A 19,821-nucleotide genomic window follows, 5' to 3' on the forward strand; every position below is an offset into this window, starting at 1 on the left:
AGGTTGCAGACAAGGTTGAAACCGGGAGGGTGGATGGAACGGAATCAGCCGGAGCGGGCAGGGCGCGGGGTCATGATGACGAACCTGTTGTTATTGGTTTTTGTAGGTGCGGGGAATGGTGCGTTGGATCAACGGCCCTGTTCAATTGGCCTTGGCGGGTTTTGGGCGATTAACGAACACAAGTGACGGCGGTCTGCGGCCCATAAAAAAACCCACCGCAAGGTGGGTTTTTTTCAAGCGTCATGCACTCAGAACAGCTTCAGTGGCGGTGCCTCTTTGCTCACTTCCGCTTGCTGCGAACCTTGCTCGTTCCAACCGCCGCCCAGGGCCTTGTACAGGTTGACCTCGCTGGTCAGCTGCGCAAGCCGGTCGGTGATCAACGCTTGCTGCGCGCTGAACAGCGAGCGCTGGGCGTCGAGGAAGGTCAGGTTGCTGTCGACACCGATACGGTAGCGACGCTCGGCCAGGCGGTAGTAGTCCTGGTTGGCATTGACGAAGTCACGCTGGGCCTGCAACTGCTGGTTGTAGGTCTGGCGTGCGGCCAGGCCATCGGAGACTTCCTGGAAGGCGGTCTGGATGGACTTCTCGTACTGTGCGACGTTGATGTCTTTCTGGATTTTCGAGTAATCCAGGCTGGCGCGCAGGCTGCCGGCGTTGAAGATCGGGATATTGATCTGCGGCGCGAACGACCAGGTGCCCGAACCGCCCTTGAACAGGCCGCCCATATCCGGGCTCAAGGTCCCGGCATTGGCGGTCAGGCTGATGCTCGGGAAGAACGCCGCGCGTGCCGCGCCAATACTGGCGTTGGCGGCTTTCAGGTTGTGCTCGGCGGCGAGGATGTCCGGACGGCGTTGCAGCAGTTCCGACGGCAGGCCGGCGGGCAACTCGCTGAGCAGGTCGGCCGACAACGGCTGCGGGCTCGGCAAGTTGGCCGGGATCGAGGTACCCAGCAGCAGGGTCAGGCTGTTTTCGTCTTGGGCCACCTGGCGGGTATAACGCGCCAGTTGCACCCGGGCGTTTTCCACCGAGGTCCGCGCCTGGCTCAGGTCCAGGGCCGAGGCCACGCCGACTTCGTTGCTGCGCGAGGTCAGGCGGTAGCTCTCCTCGTAGGCCGCCAGGGTGTCCTGGGTCAGCTTGAGCAGTTCCTTGTCGGCCTGCCAGGTCAGGTAGGCGTTGGCCACGCTGGCCACCAGGCTGATCTGCGTGCTGCGCCGGGCTTCTTCGCTGGAGAAGTAGGTCTGCAAGGCCTGCTCGCTCAAGCTGCGAACGCGACCGAACAGGTCCAGCTCATAAGCGCTGACACCCAGGGTTGCCGAGTACTGGCTGGAGATGGCCGCTTCACCGGTCTGCGACAGCCGTGCCGGGGTGCGTTGACGGCTGCCGCTGCCGTTGGCCGAGATCGCCGGGAACAGGTCCGCGCGCTGGATCTGGTACTGCGCGGCGTAGGCGTCGATGTTCAGTGCCGCGACCCGCAGGTCACGGTTGTTCACCAGCGCGGTCTGGATCAGCTGCTGCAGGGCAGGGTCATGGAAGAATTGCCGCCAGCCCTGTTCGGCGGCTGCCTGGTTGGCAGCCTCCGCAGGCGAATAGGCCGGCCCTTGCGGGTATTGCGCCGCGACCGGCGCTTGCGGCTGCTGATAATCCGGTATCAGCGAGCAACCACTCAGCACGGCGGCGGTGATTGCGAGGGAGAGTAGCGACTTGCTCATTGGCCAGCCTCTTCAGGAGTTTCGGTAGGTTGCGCTTCGAGTGCCTTGCGGCGGCTCATCGAGGACACGGTGACGAAGAACAAAGGCACCCAGAATATCGCCAGGACAGTCGCGGTGAGCATACCGCCAATCACCCCGGTACCGATCGCATGCTGGCTACCCGAGCCTGCGCCGGTGGAGATGGCCAGCGGTACCACACCGAGCACGAAGGCCAGGGAGGTCATGACGATCGGACGCAGACGCATGCGGCAGGCTTCGATCGCCGCGTCCACCAGGCTGCGGCCCTCTTCGTGCAGTTCCTTGGCGAACTCGACGATCAGAATGGCGTTTTTCGCCGCCAGGCCGATGGTCACCAACAGCCCCACCTGGAAGTACACGTCGTTGGACAGGCCGCGCAGGCTGGTCGCCATCAGCGCACCGATGATCCCCAGCGGCACCACCAGCATGACCGCGATCGGAATCGACCAGCTTTCATACAGCGCCGCCAGGCACAGGAACACCATCAGCAACGACAAGGCGTACAGCGCGGGAGCTTGCGAGCCCGACAGGCGTTCCTCGTAGGACAGGCCGGTCCAGGAGATACCGACACCGGCCGGCAGCTTCTTGGCGATGGCTTCGACTTCGGCCATGGCTTCACCGGTGCTGTAGCCCGGCGCCGGGGCACCCAGGACTTCGACCGCTTCCACGCCGTTGTAACGAGCCAGTTTCGGCGAACCGTAGATCCACGTGCCCTTGGCGAAGGAGGCGAACGGCACCATGGTCCCGGCGCTGTTGCGCACGTACCACTTCTTCAGGTCCTCGGGGCTCATGCGAGCGTTAGGCTGACCCTGGATGTACACCTTCTTCACCCGACCGCGGTCGATGAAGTCGTTGACGTAGCTACTGCCCAGGGCAATCGACAAGGTGTTGTTGATGTCGGAGATGGTCACGCCCAGGGCGCTGGCCTTCTCGTCATCGATTTCCAGCTGGTACTGCGGCTCGTCGTTCAGGCCATTCGGACGCACCTGGGACAGGATCTTGCTTTGCGCCGCCATGCCGAGGAACTGGTTGCGCGCTTCCATCAGTTTCTCGTGGCCGATACCGGCGCGGTCCTGCAGGAACACGTCGAAACCGGTGGCGTTACCCAGCTCCAGTACCGCCGGCGGGGCGAAGGCAAACACCATCGCATCGCGGAAGCTGAAGAAGTGCTGCTGGGCCCGGGCCGCCAGGTTGAACACGCTGTTTTCCACGGAGCGTTCGTCCCACGGCTTGAGCATGATGAACGCCATGCCCGAACTCTGGCCACGACCGGCGAAGTTGAAGCCGTTCACGGTGAAGACCGAGGCCACGGTGTCCTTTTCCTTGTCCAGCAGGTAGGCGCGCATTTCATCGACTACCACCTGGGTCCGCTCGGAACTGGAACCGGCCGGGGTTTGTACCTGGGCGAACAGTACGCCCTGGTCTTCTTCCGGAAGGAACGCAGTCGGGATGCGGGCGAACAGCCAGATCATGCCGACCACGATCAGCGCGTAGGCCAGCAGATAAGGCGCCTTGTGCCGCAGGATGTTGCCCACGCCACGCTCGTAGCTTTTGACGCTGCGGTCGAAGGTCCGGTTGAACCAGCCGAAGAAGCCGCGTTTCGGCGTGGCGTGTTCGCCGTGGGGAATGGCCTTGAGCATGGTGGCGCACAGGGCCGGGGTGAAGATCAGGGCAACCAGGACCGACAGGGCCATGGCCGAGACCACGGTGATCGAGAACTGCTTGTAGATCACACCGGTGGAACCGCTGAAGAATGCCATCGGCAGCAGTACCGCCGACAGCACCAGGGCAATACCGACCAGGGCGCCCTGGATCTGGCCCATGGACTTCTTGGTCGCTTCCTTGGGCGACAGGCCTTCCTCGGCCATTACCCGCTCGACGTTTTCCACCACGACGATGGCGTCGTCCACCAGCAAGCCGATGGCCAGCACCATGCCGAACATGGTCAGGGTGTTGATGCTGAAGCCGGCGGCCGCAAGGATACCGAAGGTACCCAGCAACACCACCGGAACGGTCATGGTGGTAATGACGGTGGCGCGGAAGTTCTGCAGGAACAGGAACATCACCAGGAACACCAGCACGATCGCTTCGACCAGGGTTTCAACCACACCCTTGATCGACTCGGTCACCACCGGGGTGGTGTCGTACGGGAATACCACTTTCATCCCTTGTGGGAAGAACGGCTCCAGGTCGCTGATGGTCTTGCGCAGGGCCTTGGCGGTGTCCAGGGCGTTGGCGCCGTTGGCCAGTTTCACGGCCAGGCCGGAAGCCGGGGCACCGTTGAACTGGGCACTGACGGAGTAGTTTTCACCGCCCAGGGCCACATCCGCGACATCGCCCAGACGCACTTGCGAGCCGTCCGCGTTGACCTTCAGCAGGATGGCCTTGAACTGCTCGGCAGTCTGCAGGCGGGTCTTGCCGATGATGGTGGCGTTCAGTTGCTGGCCTGGCAGGGCTGGCAAGCCACCGATCTGGCCGGACGACACCTGGACGTTTTGCGCCGCCACGGCGTTTTTCACGTCGACCGGAGTCAGGTTGAAGTTGTTCAGCTTGGCCGGGTCGAGCCAGATACGCATGGCGTACTGGGCACCGAACACCTGGAAGTCACCCACGCCCGCGGTCCGCGAGATCGGGTCCTGCATGTTGGACACGATGTAGTTCGACAGGTCGTCCTTGGACATGCTGCCGTCCTCGGAAACCACACCGATCACCAACAGGAAGTTCTTCACCGCCTTGGTCACGCGGATACCCTGTTGCTGCACTTCTTGCGGCAGCAGCGGGGTGGCCAGGTTCAGCTTGTTCTGTACCTGGACCTGCGCGGTGTCCGAGTTGGTGCCCTGCTCGAAGGTCGCGGTAATGGTCATGCTGCCGTCGGAGTTACTTTCCGAGGACACATAACGCAGGTTGTCGATACCGTTGAGCTGCTGCTCGATGACCTGGACCACGGTGTCCTGCACGGTCTGTGCGGACGCGCCTGGGTAGGTCACGGAGATGGCGATCGCTGGAGGCGCGATGCTCGGGTATTGGTTGATCGGCAATTTGAGGATCGATAGAGCCCCGACCAGCATGATCACCAGGGCGATTACCCAGGCGAAAATCGGACGGTCGATAAAAAATTTCGACATGGTTTACTCCCCTTTGCCGCCTGCAGCTTTGTCAGTTGCCTGTGCAGTGGCCGGGTTTTTTGCTGGAACGTTGGTCGCTTCGCTGGCTTTGACTTCGACGCCAGGTCGGACGAATTGCAGCCCTTCGGTGATCAGGCGATCACCGGCCTTCAGGCCGTCCTCGATCAGCCACTGGTTGCCGACAGTGCGGCTGGCCTTGAGCTGACGCAGTTCAACCTTGTTGTCCGGACCAACCACCAGGGCGGTCGGTGTGCCCTTGAGGTCGCGGGTCACGCCTTGTTGCGGGGCGAGGATCGCCGCGGCATTCACGCCGGCCTGCAGTTGCGCGTGCACGAACATGCCGGGCAGCAGGGTGTGTTCCGGGTTCGGGAACACCGCGCGCAGGGTCACGGAACCGGTGGTTTCGTCGACTGACACTTCGGAGAACTCCAGCTTGCCGTCGAGCTTGTACTGGCTGCCGTCTTCCAGGGTCAGCTTGACCTTGGCGGCGTTGTCGCCAGCCTTCTGCAGGCGACCGCTTTCCAGCTCGCGGCGCAGCTCGAGCAGCTCGACCGACGACTGGGTGACGTCGACATAGATCGGGTCGAGTTGCTGGATGGTTGCCATGGCGGTGGACTGACCGTTGCTGACCAATGCGCCTTCAGTGACCGAAGAACGGCCGATACGCCCGGAGATCGGCGACAGCACCTTGGTGTAGCGCAGGTCGATCTGGGCGCTCTGCAGCGCGGCTTCCGATTGCAGGCGGTTGGCGACGGCGGTGTCGTATTCCTGGCGGCTTACGGCTTGCTCGTCGACCAGCTGCTTGTAGCGATCGGAGATCGACTTGGTCGATTGCAGGTTGGCCTGGGCGCTCTTGAGGGTCGACTCATAGACCGACGGATCGATCTGATAGAGCTGCTGACCTTCCTTGACGTCGCCGCCTTCCTTGAACAGACGCTTGAGAATGATGCCGTTGACCTGAGGACGGACTTCGGCGATCCGGAACGCAGTGGTGCGCCCTGGAAGCTCGGACGTCAGGGTAAAGGCTTGAGGTTGCAGGGTGACTACGCCGACCTGAGGGGCTTGTGGGGCGGGAGCCGCCTCTTCCTTTTTACATCCGCTGAGCAGCGATGCCAGGGCGACGGCAGTGACCAGAGCGGTAACAGCTGGCTTGAGTTGCATGAAGATCCTCGGGTCAGGCGCGCAAAATGCGCACTCGAAAAGTGGAAGGGTAAAAAACGAGTGCTGAGTGGATAAGTAGCTTGCTAAGGAATATACTTACGTTCATGGTTGTTTGTAAATACCTTGGCGGCGTACCCATTCGGTTACAAAAGCCGTTGCAAGTGTCGAATTGTAGGCTGGGCAAACGGCACCCGAGATGCCGTTCCATATTTATTCAGATGAGCTTCATGCATCGCTGAAACATCCTGATCGAGGTTTACTGCCATGGTCCGTCGTACCAAAGAGGAAGCTCAAGAAACCCGCAAACAGATACTCGAGGCGGCTGAAAAAGCCTTCTACGAGCGCGGTGTGGCGCGTACCACCCTGGCCGATATCGCGGCGTTGGCCGGTGTCACGCGTGGAGCTATTTACTGGCATTTCAGCAACAAGGCGGATCTGGTGCAGGCCATGCTCGATACCTTGCGCGAGCCGCTGAATGAAATGGCCAGGGCCAGTGAAGACGAAGAGGAAGTCGACCCGCTGGGATGCATGCGCAAGCTGCTGATTCATTTGTTTCATCAAATTGCCCTGGACCCGAAAACCCGACGCATTAATGAGATTTTGTTTCACAAGTGCGAATTCACCGATGAAATGTGCGACTTGCGGCGCCAGCGTCGCGCGGCCAGCCTGGATTGCAACGTGCATATCGAGCTGGGGTTGCGTAATGCCGTGAAGCGGGGACAACTGCCCGAGAACCTCGATACTGCCCGGGCGGCCATCAGTATCCACGCCTATATTGATGGCATTCTTTATCAGTGGCTGTTGGCGCCGGACAGTTTCGAACTCCATAAGGAAGCGGAGCGCTGGATCGATACCGGATTGGACATGCTGCGCCTGAGTCCCAGCCTGCGTAATTGAGACAAAATGCGGAATTACGTCAGCAGATGTCAACGTTTGCGCGTTATAAAACGCGATGTTTCATTCGTCATGGCTCACCGGGATGCCTTTATATACGTGCCGACTTTATCTTGATAGATAGCGAGCTACGTATTTTGTAGGGAAATTGTTGCGAGTATGTGAATGAGTGTGAGTACCGCAGCTTATAAGGGCACCGAGCAGCCGGTGAAAGGTATAGCACTGATTTGCCTGGCGGTTTTGCTGTTCGCCAGTCATGACACCCTGTCCAAATACCTGTCCGGGTTCTATCCCATCGTCATGGTGGTCTGGGCTCGGTATGTGGTGCACACGCTGTTGATGCTGGTGGTGTTCGTGCCGCGCAGCGGTTTCTCCGCCGTGGTGCGTACCAAGCGCCCGGGCCTGCAACTGTTGCGCGCCTTGTGCCTGATCGGCACCAGCCTGTTTTTCACCACCGGCCTGCGTTATATCCCCCTGGCCGAGGCCACCGCGGTCAACTTCCTCGCGCCTTTGCTGGTTACCGCCTTGTCCGTGCCGCTGCTGGGCGAGCGGGTGACCCGCAGCCAGTGGCTGGCGGTGCTGGCCGGTTTCGTCGGGGTATTGATCGTGATTCGTCCGGGCGGCGCCTTGTTCACCCCGGCGATCCTGCTGCCGCTGTGCTCGGCCTTGTGTTTCGGCTTCTACCAGTTGCTCACCCGCAAACTCAGCGGGGTCGACAGCCCCACCACCAGCAACTTCCTCACCGGGATTCTCAACAGCCTGATCATGAGCGCGGCGCTGCCGTTCTTCTGGAGCACGCCGACCCTGGGGCACGCCCTGTTCATGATCGGCCTCGGGACCTGCGGCATGCTCGGCCACCTGTTGCTGACCCAGGCTTTCCGCCATGCCGCGCCGGCGATGCTGGCGCCATTCAGCTACGGGCAGATCCTGTTCGCCGGCATGTACGGCTACCTGATCTTCGATCACACCCCGGACAGCTTCGGCATAGTCGGGATCGCGGTGATCTGCCTCAGCGGCCTGGCCGTGGCCTGGGGCCAGCGCAAACGCGGCTGATCGCGCCCCACCTTCAGGTGAACGGGCATGAAAAAGCCCCGGCTCTTGCGAGTCCGGGGCTTTTTATTGAAGCGTCTTACAGCGTCGGGTAGTCGATATAGCCGACCGGGCCCTTGGCGTAGAACAGCTCGGGACGCGCGTCGTTCAGCGGTGCATCGGCCTTCAGGCGGGCCGGCAGGTCCGGGTTGGCGATGAAGGGCACACCGAAGGCCACGGCATCGGCCTTGCCGCTGGCCAGCCAGGCGTTGGCGCTGTCCTTGGTGAAGCGTTCGTTGGCGATGTAGGGGCCGCCGAAGGCTTCTTTCAGTTGTGGGCCGAGGCTGTCGGCGCCTTCTTTCTCGCGCGAGCAGATAAAGGCGATACCGCGTTTGCCCAGCTCGCGGGCGAGGTAGGTGAAGGTTTCCGAGAGGTTCTCATCACCCATGTCGTGCAGGTCGGCACGGGGCGACAAGTGCACGCCCACACGGCCGGCGCCCCAGACTTCGATCGCCGCGTCAGTCACTTCCAGCATCAGCCGCGCACGGTTTTCCAGGGAGCCGCCATACTGGTCGGTGCGCTGGTTGGTGGAGCTTTGCAGGAACTGGTCCAGCAGGTAGCCGTTGGCGCCGTGGATTTCCACGCCGTCGAAGCCGGCGGCCTTGGCGTTCTCGGCACCGACGCGGTAGGCGTCGACGATGTCGGCGATTTCAGCAGTTTCCAGGGCACGCGGGGTCGGGAAGTCGGCCAGCGGACGCACCAGGCTGACATGGCCCTTGGGCTGGATGGCGCTGGGCGCGACCGGCGCTTCGCCGTTCAGATAGCTCGGATGGGAGATCCGGCCCACATGCCACAGTTGCAGGAAGATCTTGCCGCCGGCGCCGTGAACGGCCTTGGTCACGTTGCTCCAGCCGCGCACCTGGTCGTTGGACCAGATGCCCGGGGTGTCCGGGTAACCCACGCCTATCGGGGTCACCGAGGTGGCCTCGCTGAGGATCAGGCCGGCGGAGGCGCGTTGTACGTAGTACTCGGCCATCAGCGCGTTCGGTACGCGGCCTTCGTCGGCGCGGCAGCGGGTCAGCGGCGCCATGATGATGCGGTTGGCCAGCTCGAGGTCGCCGAGTTTGATCGGATCGAAAATAGTCGTCATGAAATACACCCTTCTTTAGATGAACGTATCAGTTGGTGGCAGGAGCCAGTTCGGCATTGCCGCCCTGGCGAAAGGTAATCAGCGTCACCAGCAGGGCCAGGACCGCCAGCGCGGCGGCCGCCAGCGGCACGTTGACCAGGCCGTAGCCGTGGGCGATGACGCTGCCGCCGACCCAGGCGCCCAGGGCGTTGCCGATGTTGAAGGCGCCGATGTTCAGCGTGGACACCAGGTTCGGCGCGGCCTTGCCGAAGGTCACCACGTTGACCTGCAGGGCGGGCACCGCGGCGAAGCAGGCGGTGGCCCAGAGGAACAGGGTGACTTCGGTGGGGATCAGCGCGACGCTGGTCCAGGTCAGCACGGAGCTGGTCACGGCCATGGCGATCAGCACGCCGACCAGGGTTCCCGACAGGCTCTTGTCGGCCATCTTGCCGCCGACGATGTTGCCCAGGGTCAGGCCCAGGCCGATCAGCACCAGGGTCCAGGTCACGCCCTGGGGCGAGACGCCAGTCACCTCGCCCAGCAGCGGGGCGACATAGGTGAACAGGGTGAACACCGAGGCGGAGAACAGCGCGGTCATGCTCAGCGACAGCCAGATCCCGGCGCCCTTGAGGGCGATCAGTTCCGAACGCATGTCGAGCTTCTCTTCATCGCGCTTGGCGGGCAGGAAGCGGATCAGGCCGATCAGGGCAATCACACCGATCACGGTCACCGCCCAGAAGGTCGAGCGCCAGCCGGCCTGCTGGCCCAGGGCGGTGCCCAGCGGTACGCCGAGCACGTTGGCCAGGGTCAGGCCGGTGAACATCAGGGCCACGGCGGAAGCGCGCTTGTTGGCGGGCACCAGGCCTGCCGCGACCACCGAACCGATACCAAAGAAGGCGCCATGGCACAGGGCGGTGACCACACGGGCGAACATCAGCACGTCATAGTCACTGGCCAGGGCACACAGCAGGTTGCCGACGATGAAAATCCCCATCAACGCCACCAGGGCGGCCTTGCGCGGTAGCCTGGCGGTGGCCAGGGCCATGAACGGCGCGCCGATCGCCACGCCCAGGGCGTAGCCGGTCACCAGCCAGCCGGCGCCGGGGATCGACACACCCAGGTCGTTCGCCACATCGGGCAGCAGGCCCATGATGACGAACTCGGTGGTGCCGATGGCGAAGGCGCTCAAGGCCAGGATGAGGAGCGAGAGGGGCATTGTCGGGTCCTTGTCAGTCTTTGATGCGAAGTTCTGCGGTCAGCTTCTCGAGGAAGGCCTGGATCACATCTTCGTTGCGTTTGAAAAAGTGCCACTGGCCGGCTTTCTGGCTGCTGATCAGGCCGGCCCGCTGCAAGGTCGCCAGGTGCGCGGAGACGGTCGACTGCGACAGGCCGCAGCGTTGGTCGATCTGTCCGGCGCAGATGCCGTACTCGTGGTTGTGGGTCTGATCGGGGAACTGGACCTTCGGGTCCTTGAGCCAGATAAGGATGTCTCGTCGTACTGGGTGCGCCAGGGCTTTTATTATTTCGTCGAGGTCGATGGACATGGCGGTGCTCGGTTTCCGTAAAACGTTATATCGCGATGAAGCGAACTTTAAATCGCTATTTCGCGATATACCAATATGATTTTGATCTGAGATCAGCATTAATCGGTATATCGGGTTATAACGATATGTGAGGCGCGGTGCTAAGCTGCGCGAATGAATTATCTCGCACATCTGCATCTCGGCGGCCAGCGCCCCGGTCAATTACTCGGCAGTTTGTATGGCGACTTCGTCAAAGGGCGCCTGCAGGGCCAGTTCAACCCGGAAATCGAGGCGGCGATCCAGCTGCATCGCAGCATCGATATCTTTACCGACCGTCATCCGTTGGTGGGTGAGTCGCTGTCGCGTTTTTCCCTGACCCGCCGGCGTTATGCCGGCATCGTCCTGGACGTGTTTTTCGACCACTGCCTGGCCCGTGACTGGATGCTCTATGCCGACCGGCCGTTGGAATTGTTCACTTCGGACGTGTACCGGGTGCTGGCGGCCGAACCCCGGTTGCCCGGGCGCCTGGCGCAGATCGCGCCGCATATGGCCGCCCATGACTGGCTGGGTTCCTACCGCGAGTTCGAGGTGCTGGAGCAGGTGTTGCGGGGGATTGCCCGGCGCCTGTCACGCCCGGAAGAGCTGGCGGCGGCGATGGGCGAGCTGGAGCGGCTGTATCAGCCGTTGAGCGAGGACTTCCGGGCGTTCTACCCGCAGTTGCAGGCGTTCGCCGCGCAACATATGCAGCCGCGGTAGGAGCCGGCAAGGCCGGCTCCTCCAGGCTCAGGCGGCGATCAGGTCGCCGGCACGCCGTGGCTCGGCTGGCTGGGCGATGTCGCCAAACAGAACCTTCTGCACCGCCTGTTGCGCCTGGAACGCCAGCGCGGCGCGCTCCTGGCCCTGACAGGCAATCGGCTGGAGCAGATGGATTTCCACCCGGCCCTGATCGTTGGCGAACAGGCGCATCAGGTGCGACAGCAAATCATCGTCGCCGATGAACGGCGCCAGCGGATCGATATCGCCATCGCGCAGGTAACGAATGGCCACCGGCTGCAACGCCACGTCGGCGTCGATGGCGCTGGCCAGCAGGCGACCGTGGAACGTGCGCAGGCTGCGGCCGTCGGTGGTGGTGCCTTCGGGGAACATCAGCAGCGGGTGGGTTTGCTGCAGATGGCGGGTCATCTGCTTGCGGATCAACTGGCTGTCGCCCGAACCGCGGCGGATAAACAGGCTGCCGGCCTTGGCGGCCAGCCAGCCGGCGACCGGCCAGGTGCGCACTTCGGCCTTGGACAGGAACGACAGCGGTGTCAGCGCACCGAGCAACGGGATATCGGTCCAGGACACGTGATTGCTGACCCACAGCATCGGCTGCTTCGGCACCTCGCCGTGCACCGTCACGCCGAAGGGCAGGGCATTGCTCAGGCGCGCCATGAAAAAGCGCGACCAGCGCTGGCGCCGGACCATGGAATGGGCGACGCCCAGGCGCTCGAACACGCCGAACACGCAGGCCATGCTCAGGCCCAGCGCCACCACCAGCAGCACCCGGGCGATGCGCCCGTAGACCCGTAGCCGGCGCATCACACGGCCGCCTTGAAGTGACGGGCGTAGCGCGGGCACAGCTCATCGCGCTTGAGCAGGATGAACACGTCGGCCACTTGGAAATCCTGGTCCCAGCACGGCTCGCCGCAGATCTTCGCGCCCAGGCGCATGTAGGCCTTGAGCAGCGGCGGCATCTCGGCGATGACGTTGGACGGGATATCGAGGTTCGGCAGCGGGTTCTTCGGTTCGGCGCGCAGGTGCTCGGTGCACAGGTAGCGTTCGCGCAGGCGCTGCATGATCGCGTGGGCCTGCACGCCGCCGTCCTGCATCGGGATACTGGCGCAGCCCATCAGGTAACTGTAGCCGCCCTGGTTGAGCACTTCGGCCAGCTCGCCCCAGAGCACGGCGATGGTGCCGCCATTGCGGTAGGCCGGGTCGACGCAGGTGCGGCCGATCTCCAGGATCGGGCCCTTGAGCTGGACCAGGCCGTGCAGGCTGAATTCTTCTTCGCTGTAGAAACGCCCCAGGCTGCTGGCGGCCTGGTGGTCGAGCAGGCGGGTGGTGGCGACCAGGCGGCCGCTGTTCAAGTCACGCACGCCGATGTGGCTGCAGTGGACATCATAGTCATCCATGTCCAGACCCAGCTCCGCGCCTTTCAGTTTGGCGTTGAACTCGCCGCTGAAGACGTTGAAGCGCAGGGCCTGGGCTTCTTGCAGGGCCGCGGCGCCCACCAGGCGCTCGGCTTGCAGGCGGCGTTCATTGCCGGTGTCGCTGATGCGGGCGATCTGAGTCATTGTGAATCTCCGTGCGGGCCACTGACCCGCCTTGGGTTGCAGCCGATCGACTTTGTTGTGCAAAGTCAGGCTATGTAGCCCCGGTGTCATCGCCATGAAGCTTTGGTGATGCTTATATGACAGCCCCTGAGGACCCGCTTATGCCCTGGCAAGCCCTGCTGCACAGCCGTCGCCGGCTGCCCGCCCACCCGGACCTGGCCGAAGGTTATGCCGCGTTGTTACAGGAACTGGGACCGGTGACGCCCTTCGAGCTGGCGGTGCGCGGTGGGAGGTTGATGGCCACCCCGGGGCTGGCCTTCCTGGTGGGCTACCAGGCGGCTTTGCGCATGCTCTGGCCCAGCGCGCCGCTGAGCCTGGGTGCGCTGTGCGCCACCGAGCAGCGCAGCCTGCGCCCGGCCGATATGCAGACCCGCCTGCAGGACCTGCACCTGAACGGGCGCAAGGATTTTGTCACCGCCGGCGATGCCGCCGACTGGCTGCTGATCGCCGCTCGCTGCGAAGCGCCAGGCGAGTCGCCGCGCTTGAACCTGGCGGTGGTCTATGCCGGCGAGCCCGGGGTCAAGGTCGACAAGCTGCCGGCGATCCCGCTGATGCCGGATATCAGCCACGGCCGCCTGCAACTGGATAACGCCCTGTGCGAACGGCTGGCGGGCGACGGTTGGGATGCCTACGTCAAACCCTTCCGCACCCTGGAAGACATCTATGTACTCAGCGCCATGACCGCCTGGCTGTATGGCGTCGGCCAGGACAACGACTGGCCGCAGACCCTGCTCCTGCAATTGCTGGCCTTGCTCGCCGGTTGCGCGGAAGTCAGCCGGCAGAACCCCTCACTGGGCAGCGGGCATGTGTTGCTGGGTGGCCTGTTCGCCCAGTTCGACGGGCTCAAGCCGGCCCTTGAGCAGGCCTTTGCCGATGGCCCGCCGCAGTGGGCCGAATTGTGGAAGCGCGATCGGGCGGTGCTGGACCTGGCGGCGGGCGCGCGGAGCAAACGCCTGGCCAAGGCGCTGGCTCTATAGAAGGAGGGGGCCGCTGTGCGGCCCATCGCGAGCAAGCTCGCTCCTACATAAGCAGGGTCGCTTTTCTGTAGGAGCGAGCTTGCTCGCGATAGGTCCGCAGGAGCGTCGGCCGGACAAAAACTGTCATATCTCTGGTCTACCCTCAGCGGGTTACCCTGTCTGAGTTCCCGCCATGCTCAAAGGCTCAACCCTGCTGCTCGCGCTGCTATTCATACTCCCACCGGCCTGGGCCGAGAATTGGCCCGGCGCGCAATGGAGCAAGGGGCCCGCAGCCAGCGGCCCGGCCCTTGAGGCATTGGAGGCTTATGCCTTCGCGCCCCGGAACGAGGCGACCCGCCTGGGCATCCGCAGCGACGCCTTGCTGGTGATCCGCGACGGCCAGTTGATCTATGAGCGTTACGCCGGCCCGACCAACGCCGACACCCCGCACCTGACCTGGTCCATCAGCAAGAGCCTGTTGGCCGCGGTGCTGGGCGTGGCCTATGGCGAAGGACGTTTCCAGTTGCAGGACAAGGCCGCGCGCTTCCTGCCGGCGCTGCGCCAGCACCCGGACATCAACCTGGCCGACCTGCTGCACTGGGCCTCGGGCCTGGACTGGCAGGAGGATTACGAGTACGCGCCCCTCAAGTCCTCGGTGGTGGCCATGCTCTACACCCGCGGCCACGGCGATATGGCGAGCTTTACCGCCGAGCACCCGGCCTTCAGCCCGCCGGGGCAGGTGTTTCGCTATTCTAGCGGCGACAGCAACCTGCTGTCGGCGGCCCTGAAAGGCATGCTGGGCGCCCAGCGTTATGCCGACTATCCCTGGCAGGCGCTGTTCGAGCCCCTGGGCATTACCCACGCCGTGTGGGAAAGCGACGCCACCGGCACCTTCGTCGGTTCCTCCTATGCCTACCTCACGGCCCGCGATCTGGCGCGGGTCGGCCTGTTGATGCTGCGCGACGGGCGCTGGGGCGAGCGCCAGTTGCTGCCCAGGGACTGGGTCGAATTCAGTCGCACGCCGTTCGCCGGTTATCAGGCCAATCAGGACGAGCTGGTGCCCGGCGGTCATTGGTGGCTCAACCGCGCCTTTGGCGGAGCCCCGTCGCCCTGGCCGGACGCGCCGGCCGATACCTTCGCGGCGCTGGGCCATTGGGGGCAGGCGTTGTACGTGATTCCCAGCGCCGGGCTGGTGATCGTGCGTTATGCCGACGACCGCGACGGCAGCTATAGCCACAACGCATTGCTCAAGCTGGCGCTGGCGGCCTTCGCCCGGCAGGCGCAGCCATGAGCCGGCGTCCGTGGCTCGCGCGCCATCCCTTCGCCAGCCTGCTGTTGCTGGCGCTGTTGGCCTTGCTCGGCTGGGGCTGGAGCGAGCGGGTCGCCCTGCGGGCCTTCCCGGACATCCTCAGCGCCTACAGCGCCAAGGAGTACTGCTCCTGCCGCTACGTGATGCATAACGCCGCCGAGTACTGCGAAGGTTATGTGCAGCAGTACCTGCCGCTCAAAAGCCTGCAGGACGATGCCGAGCACAAGCGGGTCAGCGCCAGCGGCCTGGGACGCAGCCACAGCGCTGTCTGGCTGGGCGAACGCCAGGGCTGTCGACTGGAGCCCTGAACGGCGCCGCGTAAAGATCGGTAATCCTTTCCCGGGGCTTCCAGCCCCCGTGCTGATTGGCTCCCCGCACAAGGTTCCACCCTGTGGAACCACATTTGATTGTCGCGGCAGGCGGCTCGCGGTTATCTGAGGGCACGCCGCGATCACGCCTTGCCGCACCGTGAGACGCTCCGAAAAAAAGAACGGGATTACACCCGGCCCGAGGAGATACGTCATGACCCGTTTCCCGCATATCTTTGCCTGGCTCGACGACGTCGCCAGCGACCTGCGCGCCGTGCGCCAGGACATCCACGCCCATCCCGAACTCGGTTTCGAGGAGAACCGCACCTCGGCGCTGGTCGCCCGCTACCTGGAGGAGTGGGGTTACCAAGTGCATAGCGGCATCGGCAAGACCGGCGTGGTCGCTGTGCTGCGCAATGGCAACAGCCCGCGCAGGCTTGGCCTGCGCGCCGACATGGACGCCTTGCCGATCATCGAGAACAGCGGCGTGGCCTACAGCAGCCGCCACAGCGGTTGCATGCATGCCTGCGGGCACGATGGCCACACTGCCATGCTCCTCGGCGCGGCGCGTTACCTGGCGGCCACGCGCCAGTTCGACGGCACCCTGACCCTGATTTTCCAGCCGGCCGAAGAAGGCCAGGGCGGCGCCGAAGCGATGCTCGCCGACGGCCTGCTGGAGCGTTTCCCCTGCGACGCGTTGTTCGGCATGCACAACATGCCGGGGCTGCCGGCCGGCCACCTGGGTTTTCGTCAAGGGCCGATGATGGCCTCCCAGGACCTGCTCACCGTGACCCTCGAAGGCGTGGGTGGGCACGGTTCGATGCCGCACCTGACGGTCGACCCGCTGGTGGCCGCGGCCAGTGTGGTGATGGCCTTGCAAACCGTGGTGGCGCGCAACATCGATGCCCAGGAGGCGGCGGTGGTGACGGTCGGTGCGCTGCAGGCCGGCGAGGCGGCCAACGTCATCCCGCAACAGGCGCTGCTGCGCCTGAGCCTGCGGGCGCTGAACGCGCCAGTGCGCGAGCAGATGCTCGAACGGGTCAAGGCGATCATCCACACCCAGGCCCAGAGCTTCGGCTGCTCGGCCAGCATCGAACACCGCCCGGCCTATCCGGTGCTGGTCAACAGCCCGGAGCAGACCGAATTCGCCCGTCAGGTCGGGGTGGCGCTGCTGGGCGAGCAGGCGGTCGACGGCAACACGCGCAAGCTGATGGGCAGTGAAGACTTCGCCTGGATGCTGCAGCGCTGCCCCGGCAGCTACCTGTTTATCGGCAACGGCCTGTCCCGGCCGATGGTTCACAACCCCGGCTATGACTTCAACGACGACATCCTGCTGACCGGCGCCGCCTATTGGGCCGCGCTGGCCGAGAGCTGGCTCGAGCCGGCCTGAGTTCTCCCTTTCTTCTGCCGCTGAATCGGGCGCCGTGGCGCCCGGCACTTCCCATAAGGGGCCGACTCGTTACCCGAGAGGCCCGACAAGAATAGAAGGACAGCGCTCATGCACACCTCGAAATCCAGTGTTTCGCGTACCCGGCAAGTGGTCGCCGCGGTGATCGGCAACGCCCTGGAGTGGTACGACTTCATCGTCTACGGCTTTCTGGCCAGCATCATCGCCCGGCAGTTTTTTCCCTCCGACGACGAGTACGCCTCGTTGCTGATGGCCCTGGCCACCTTTGGCGTGGGCTTTTTCATGCGCCCGGTGGGCGGCATCCTGCTGGGCATGTATTCCGACCGCAAAGGCCGCAAGGCGGCCATGCAACTGATCATCCGCTTGATGACAGTCTCCATCGCCCTGATCGCCTTTGCCCCCAACTACGCGGCCATCGGCATGGGCGCGCCGCTGATGATCGTCGTCGCGCGCATGCTGCAGGGCTTCGCCACCGGCGGCGAATACGCCAGTGCCACGGCCTTCCTGGTGGAAAGCGCGCCGGCGCACCGCAAGGGCCTGTACGGTTCCTGGCAATTGGTCGGGCAATGCCTGGCGGTGTTCTCCGGGGCGGCGATGGTGGCGCTGGTCACCCATCTGTTCTCGCCCGAGGACCTCGATCTGTGGGGCTGGCGCCTGCCGTTCGTCATCGGCTTGCTGATCGGCCCGGTGGGCCTGTGGATCCGCAAGTACATGGAAGAGCCGGAAGCCTTCGTCGAGGCCCGCAGGCAGGTGCGCGGCAACGGCCCGGGCCTGATGCAGGTGCTGCGCGAGCACCGGCGCAGCATCCTGGTGTCCATGGGCCTGGCCTGCGGGGCGACGGTGTCGTTCTACGTGGTGCTGGTGAACATGCCGACCTTCGCCCACAAGAACCTCGGCTTGCCGCTGGACCAGGTGTTGCTGGTGCAGATGTTCGCGGTGGCGCTGATGACGGTGGTGATTCCGTTGTCCGGCGCCCTGTCGGACCGGCTGGGGCGGCGCCCGGTGTTGCTGGCCTTCACCCTGGCGTTTTTCGTCATGGTGTACCCGCTGTACGTCTGGGTCGCCGCGGCGCCCTCGATCGAGCGCCTGCTGGTGATGCAGGTACTGCTGTGCAGCGCCATCGGCGGTTTCTTTGGCCCGGCGCCGACGGCGCTGGCCGAACAGTTCCCGGTGCAGGTGCGTTCCACCGGGGTGTCGGTGGCTTACAACGTGTCGGTCATGGTCTTCGGCGGTTTTGCCCCGCTGATCGTGACCTGGCTCAGCAAGGTACTGGGCACCCCGGTGGCTCCGGCGTTTTATGTCTTGTTTGCCTGCGTGTTGACGCTGCTGGGCACTTATTGCCTGCATGAGGCACCCAAAGAGAAGAAACCGAGCACACTGAATTTCGGGGTGAAGCCTTGATGGATATCGCAATACAAGACCTTGGACCTATTGTCGAGCTGGGCGCCGTCGAGCTGTCCCGGGCGATCCACGCCCGCAGGTTTTCCTGCCGCGAAGTGATGTCGGCCTACCTGGACCGGATCGAGCGCTGCAACCCCCGGGTCAATGCTCTGGTGTCCCTGCGCGAGCGCCAGGTACTGCTGGCCGAGGCCGAGGCGCGCGACCGCCAGCTGGACCGGGGCCAGTCCCTGGGCTGGATGCACGGCATGCCCCAGGCGATCAAGGACCTGGCGGCCACCGCCGGGCTGCGCACGACCCTGGGCTCGCCGCTGTTCGCCGAACAGATCCCGGTCCATGACGCCATTTGCGTGGAGCGGGTCCGGGCCAGCGGGGCAATCATCGTCGGCAAGAGCAACGTGCCGGAGTTCGGCCTGGGCTCGCAGACCTACAACAAGGTGTTCGGCACCACCGGCAATGCCTACGACCCGACGTTGAATGCCGGCGGCAGCAGTGGCGGGGCGGCGGTGGCCCTGGCGCTGCGCATGCTGCCGGTGGCCGATGGCAGCGACATGATGGGCTCGTTGCGCAACCCGGCGGCCTTCAACAATGTCTTCGGCCTGCGCCCGTCCCAGGGCCGGGTGCCCCACGGCCCGGCACCGGAGCTGTTCGTCCAGCAACTGGCCACCGAGGGCCCGATGGGCCGCAGCGTGGCCGATATCGCGCGTCTGCTGGCCACCCAGGCCGGGTACGACCCGCGGGTGCCCCTGTCGCTCAAGGACGACCCGGCGATCTTCAACGAGCCCTTGCAGCGGGACTTTCGCGGCACGCGTGTGGGCTGGCTGGGGGACTACGACGGCTATCTGGCCATGGACGATGGCGTGCTGGCGCTGTGCGAGTCGGCGCTGGGGGATTTTCGCCAGCTGGGCTGCGAGGTCGAGGCCTGCCAGCCGGCGTTTTCCATGGCGGCGCTGTGGCAGTGCTGGCTGGTGCACCGGCATTGGCTGGTCCAGGGCAACCTGGGGCCGCTGTATGCCGACCCGCAGAAGCGCCAGCTGCTCAAACCCGAGGCGCAGTGGGAAGTCGAGGGCGGGCTGCGCTTGAGCGCGGCGGATGTCTACCAGGCCTCGCAGATTCGCAGCGACTGGTACCGGGCCCTGGAGCGATTGTTCGAGCGTTACGATTTCCTGCTGTTGCCCAGTGCCCAAGTGTTCCCTTTCGATGCAGGGGTGCCTTGGCCGCGACTTGTCGGAGGGCGGGAAATGGACACTTACCATCGCTGGATGGAAGTGGTGATCGGCCCGACCCTGGCCGGCCTGCCGAGCCTCAGCGTGCCGGTCGGCTTCAATCCGGCGGGCTTGCCCATGGGCATGCAGATCATCGGCCCGGCCCAGGCCGACTGGGCGGTGTTGCAGCTCGGTCATGCCCACGAACAACTGACGCAGTGGGTCAGGCGCCGGCCGCCGGGTTATCCGTTGTAACCCTCGAACCGGGGTGTGCGGG

Annotated in this window: 17 protein-coding genes; 9 read left to right on the plus strand and 8 right to left on the minus strand. The window is 64.3% G+C overall.

The window, feature by feature from the left end; genetic code table 11:
- Positions 1–248: 248 nt before the first annotated feature.
- The 3 genes from adeC to emhA are packed head-to-tail and all read right to left on the minus strand — an operon-like array spanning position 249 to position 6,013.
- The gene (gene adeC / locus AC07VU_RS02885; RefSeq protein WP_053259877.1) at positions 249–1,709 is read right to left on the minus strand and encodes an AdeC/AdeK/OprM family multidrug efflux complex outer membrane factor; all 1,461 of its coding nucleotides are present in this window, start codon (positions 1,707–1,709) and stop codon (positions 249–251) included.
- Positions 1,706–4,852: an efflux RND transporter permease subunit EmhB gene (emhB, locus tag AC07VU_RS02890; RefSeq protein ID WP_277588035.1), complete on the minus strand. Its 3,147-nt coding sequence runs from the start codon at positions 4,850–4,852 to the stop codon at positions 1,706–1,708. The genes adeC and emhB overlap by 4 nt, the downstream gene beginning before the upstream one ends.
- A gap of 3 nt (positions 4,853–4,855) precedes the next feature.
- Positions 4,856–6,013, minus strand: a complete 1,158-nt coding sequence (gene emhA / locus AC07VU_RS02895) for an efflux RND transporter periplasmic adaptor subunit EmhA (protein ID WP_009042509.1) — start codon at positions 6,011–6,013, stop codon at positions 4,856–4,858.
- Between the two features lie 264 nt (positions 6,014–6,277).
- Here emhA and emhR point away from each other — a divergent pair, with 264 nt between their 5' ends.
- Positions 6,278–6,910, plus strand: a complete 633-nt coding sequence (gene emhR / locus AC07VU_RS02900; protein ID WP_277588036.1) for an efflux system transcriptional repressor EmhR — start codon at positions 6,278–6,280, stop codon at positions 6,908–6,910.
- Positions 6,911–7,072: 162 nt separating this feature from the next.
- Complete coding sequence (locus AC07VU_RS02905) at positions 7,073–7,960, plus strand: DMT family transporter (RefSeq protein ID WP_009042511.1); 888 nt, start codon at positions 7,073–7,075, stop codon at positions 7,958–7,960.
- A gap of 76 nt (positions 7,961–8,036) precedes the next feature.
- Here the strand turns inward: AC07VU_RS02905 and AC07VU_RS02910 are convergent, their stop codons facing one another.
- The 3 genes from AC07VU_RS02910 to AC07VU_RS02920 are packed head-to-tail and all read right to left on the minus strand — an operon-like array spanning position 8,037 to position 10,609.
- The gene (locus tag AC07VU_RS02910; protein ID WP_007926565.1) at positions 8,037–9,086 is read right to left on the minus strand and encodes an alkene reductase; all 1,050 of its coding nucleotides are present in this window, start codon (positions 9,084–9,086) and stop codon (positions 8,037–8,039) included.
- A 28-nt stretch (positions 9,087–9,114) separates the two neighbouring features.
- Complete coding sequence (locus AC07VU_RS02915; RefSeq protein WP_277588038.1) at positions 9,115–10,281, minus strand: MFS transporter; 1,167 nt, start codon at positions 10,279–10,281, stop codon at positions 9,115–9,117.
- A gap of 13 nt (positions 10,282–10,294) precedes the next feature.
- Entirely contained in the window at positions 10,295–10,609 is a 315-nt protein-coding gene (locus AC07VU_RS02920; RefSeq protein WP_007926562.1) for an ArsR/SmtB family transcription factor, read from the minus strand.
- A 153-nt stretch (positions 10,610–10,762) separates the two neighbouring features.
- Here AC07VU_RS02920 and AC07VU_RS02925 point away from each other — a divergent pair, with 153 nt between their 5' ends.
- Complete coding sequence (locus AC07VU_RS02925; RefSeq protein ID WP_053259880.1) at positions 10,763–11,344, plus strand: acyl carrier protein phosphodiesterase; 582 nt, start codon at positions 10,763–10,765, stop codon at positions 11,342–11,344.
- A 27-nt stretch (positions 11,345–11,371) separates the two neighbouring features.
- Here the strand turns inward: AC07VU_RS02925 and AC07VU_RS02930 are convergent, their stop codons facing one another.
- Entirely contained in the window at positions 11,372–12,166 is a 795-nt protein-coding gene (locus AC07VU_RS02930) for a lysophospholipid acyltransferase family protein (protein WP_053259881.1), read from the minus strand.
- Positions 12,166–12,921: an L-ornithine N(alpha)-acyltransferase gene (olsB, locus tag AC07VU_RS02935; RefSeq protein ID WP_007926556.1), complete on the minus strand. Its 756-nt coding sequence runs from the start codon at positions 12,919–12,921 to the stop codon at positions 12,166–12,168. The genes AC07VU_RS02930 and olsB overlap by 1 nt, the downstream gene beginning before the upstream one ends.
- A gap of 140 nt (positions 12,922–13,061) precedes the next feature.
- Here olsB and AC07VU_RS02940 point away from each other — a divergent pair, with 140 nt between their 5' ends.
- The 6 genes from AC07VU_RS02940 to AC07VU_RS02965 all read left to right on the plus strand — a co-directional run bounded on the left by AC07VU_RS02940 (position 13,062) and on the right by AC07VU_RS02965 (position 19,799).
- The gene (locus AC07VU_RS02940) at positions 13,062–13,937 is read left to right on the plus strand and encodes an acyl-CoA dehydrogenase middle domain-containing protein (RefSeq protein WP_495029497.1); all 876 of its coding nucleotides are present in this window, start codon (positions 13,062–13,064) and stop codon (positions 13,935–13,937) included.
- A 172-nt stretch (positions 13,938–14,109) separates the two neighbouring features.
- Positions 14,110–15,207, plus strand: a complete 1,098-nt coding sequence (locus AC07VU_RS02945) for a serine hydrolase domain-containing protein (RefSeq protein WP_495029498.1) — start codon at positions 14,110–14,112, stop codon at positions 15,205–15,207.
- Positions 15,204–15,533 (plus strand): amidase, encoded by a 330-nt coding sequence (locus AC07VU_RS02950; protein ID WP_495029499.1) that lies wholly within the window; start codon positions 15,204–15,206, stop codon positions 15,531–15,533. Before AC07VU_RS02945 ends, AC07VU_RS02950 begins: the two co-directional genes overlap by 4 nt.
- A 214-nt stretch (positions 15,534–15,747) precedes the next feature.
- Complete coding sequence (locus tag AC07VU_RS02955; RefSeq protein ID WP_495029500.1) at positions 15,748–16,923, plus strand: M20 aminoacylase family protein; 1,176 nt, start codon at positions 15,748–15,750, stop codon at positions 16,921–16,923.
- Between the two features lie 108 nt (positions 16,924–17,031).
- Positions 17,032–18,342, plus strand: a complete 1,311-nt coding sequence (locus AC07VU_RS02960) for a citrate-proton symporter (RefSeq protein WP_495029501.1) — start codon at positions 17,032–17,034, stop codon at positions 18,340–18,342.
- Positions 18,342–19,799, plus strand: a complete 1,458-nt coding sequence (locus AC07VU_RS02965; protein ID WP_495029502.1) for an amidase — start codon at positions 18,342–18,344, stop codon at positions 19,797–19,799. Before AC07VU_RS02960 ends, AC07VU_RS02965 begins: the two co-directional genes overlap by 1 nt.
- Positions 19,800–19,821 lie beyond the last annotated feature (22 nt).

The organism is Pseudomonas sp. GW821-FHT02B10, from assembly GCF_059421865.1.

What these genes read in the sequence shown, in the direction of transcription:
- emhA (WP_009042509.1), bottom strand. Translation starts at nt 6,013, where the DNA reads ATGCAACTCAAGCCAGCTGTTACCGCTCTGGTCACTGCCGTCGCCCTG.
- AC07VU_RS02965 (WP_495029502.1), top strand. Translation starts at nt 18,342, where the DNA reads ATGGATATCGCAATACAAGACCTTGGACCTATTGTCGAGCTGGGCGCC.
- AC07VU_RS02960 (WP_495029501.1), top strand. Translation starts at nt 17,032, where the DNA reads ATGCACACCTCGAAATCCAGTGTTTCGCGTACCCGGCAAGTGGTCGCC.
- AC07VU_RS02915 (WP_277588038.1), bottom strand. Translation starts at nt 10,281, where the DNA reads ATGCCCCTCTCGCTCCTCATCCTGGCCTTGAGCGCCTTCGCCATCGGC.
- AC07VU_RS02955 (WP_495029500.1), top strand. Translation starts at nt 15,748, where the DNA reads ATGACCCGTTTCCCGCATATCTTTGCCTGGCTCGACGACGTCGCCAGC.
- emhB (WP_277588035.1), bottom strand. Translation starts at nt 4,852, where the DNA reads ATGTCGAAATTTTTTATCGACCGTCCGATTTTCGCCTGGGTAATCGCC.
- AC07VU_RS02945 (WP_495029498.1), top strand. Translation starts at nt 14,110, where the DNA reads ATGCTCAAAGGCTCAACCCTGCTGCTCGCGCTGCTATTCATACTCCCA.
- AC07VU_RS02905 (WP_009042511.1), top strand. Translation starts at nt 7,073, where the DNA reads ATGAGTGTGAGTACCGCAGCTTATAAGGGCACCGAGCAGCCGGTGAAA.
- AC07VU_RS02930 (WP_053259881.1), bottom strand. Translation starts at nt 12,166, where the DNA reads ATGCGCCGGCTACGGGTCTACGGGCGCATCGCCCGGGTGCTGCTGGTG.
- olsB (WP_007926556.1), bottom strand. Translation starts at nt 12,921, where the DNA reads ATGACTCAGATCGCCCGCATCAGCGACACCGGCAATGAACGCCGCCTG.
- AC07VU_RS02950 (WP_495029499.1), top strand. Translation starts at nt 15,204, where the DNA reads ATGAGCCGGCGTCCGTGGCTCGCGCGCCATCCCTTCGCCAGCCTGCTG.
- AC07VU_RS02940 (WP_495029497.1), top strand. Translation starts at nt 13,062, where the DNA reads ATGCCCTGGCAAGCCCTGCTGCACAGCCGTCGCCGGCTGCCCGCCCAC.
- AC07VU_RS02925 (WP_053259880.1), top strand. Translation starts at nt 10,763, where the DNA reads ATGAATTATCTCGCACATCTGCATCTCGGCGGCCAGCGCCCCGGTCAA.
- emhR (WP_277588036.1), top strand. Translation starts at nt 6,278, where the DNA reads ATGGTCCGTCGTACCAAAGAGGAAGCTCAAGAAACCCGCAAACAGATA.
- adeC (WP_053259877.1), bottom strand. Translation starts at nt 1,709, where the DNA reads ATGAGCAAGTCGCTACTCTCCCTCGCAATCACCGCCGCCGTGCTGAGT.
- AC07VU_RS02910 (WP_007926565.1), bottom strand. Translation starts at nt 9,086, where the DNA reads ATGACGACTATTTTCGATCCGATCAAACTCGGCGACCTCGAGCTGGCC.
- AC07VU_RS02920 (WP_007926562.1), bottom strand. Translation starts at nt 10,609, where the DNA reads ATGTCCATCGACCTCGACGAAATAATAAAAGCCCTGGCGCACCCAGTA.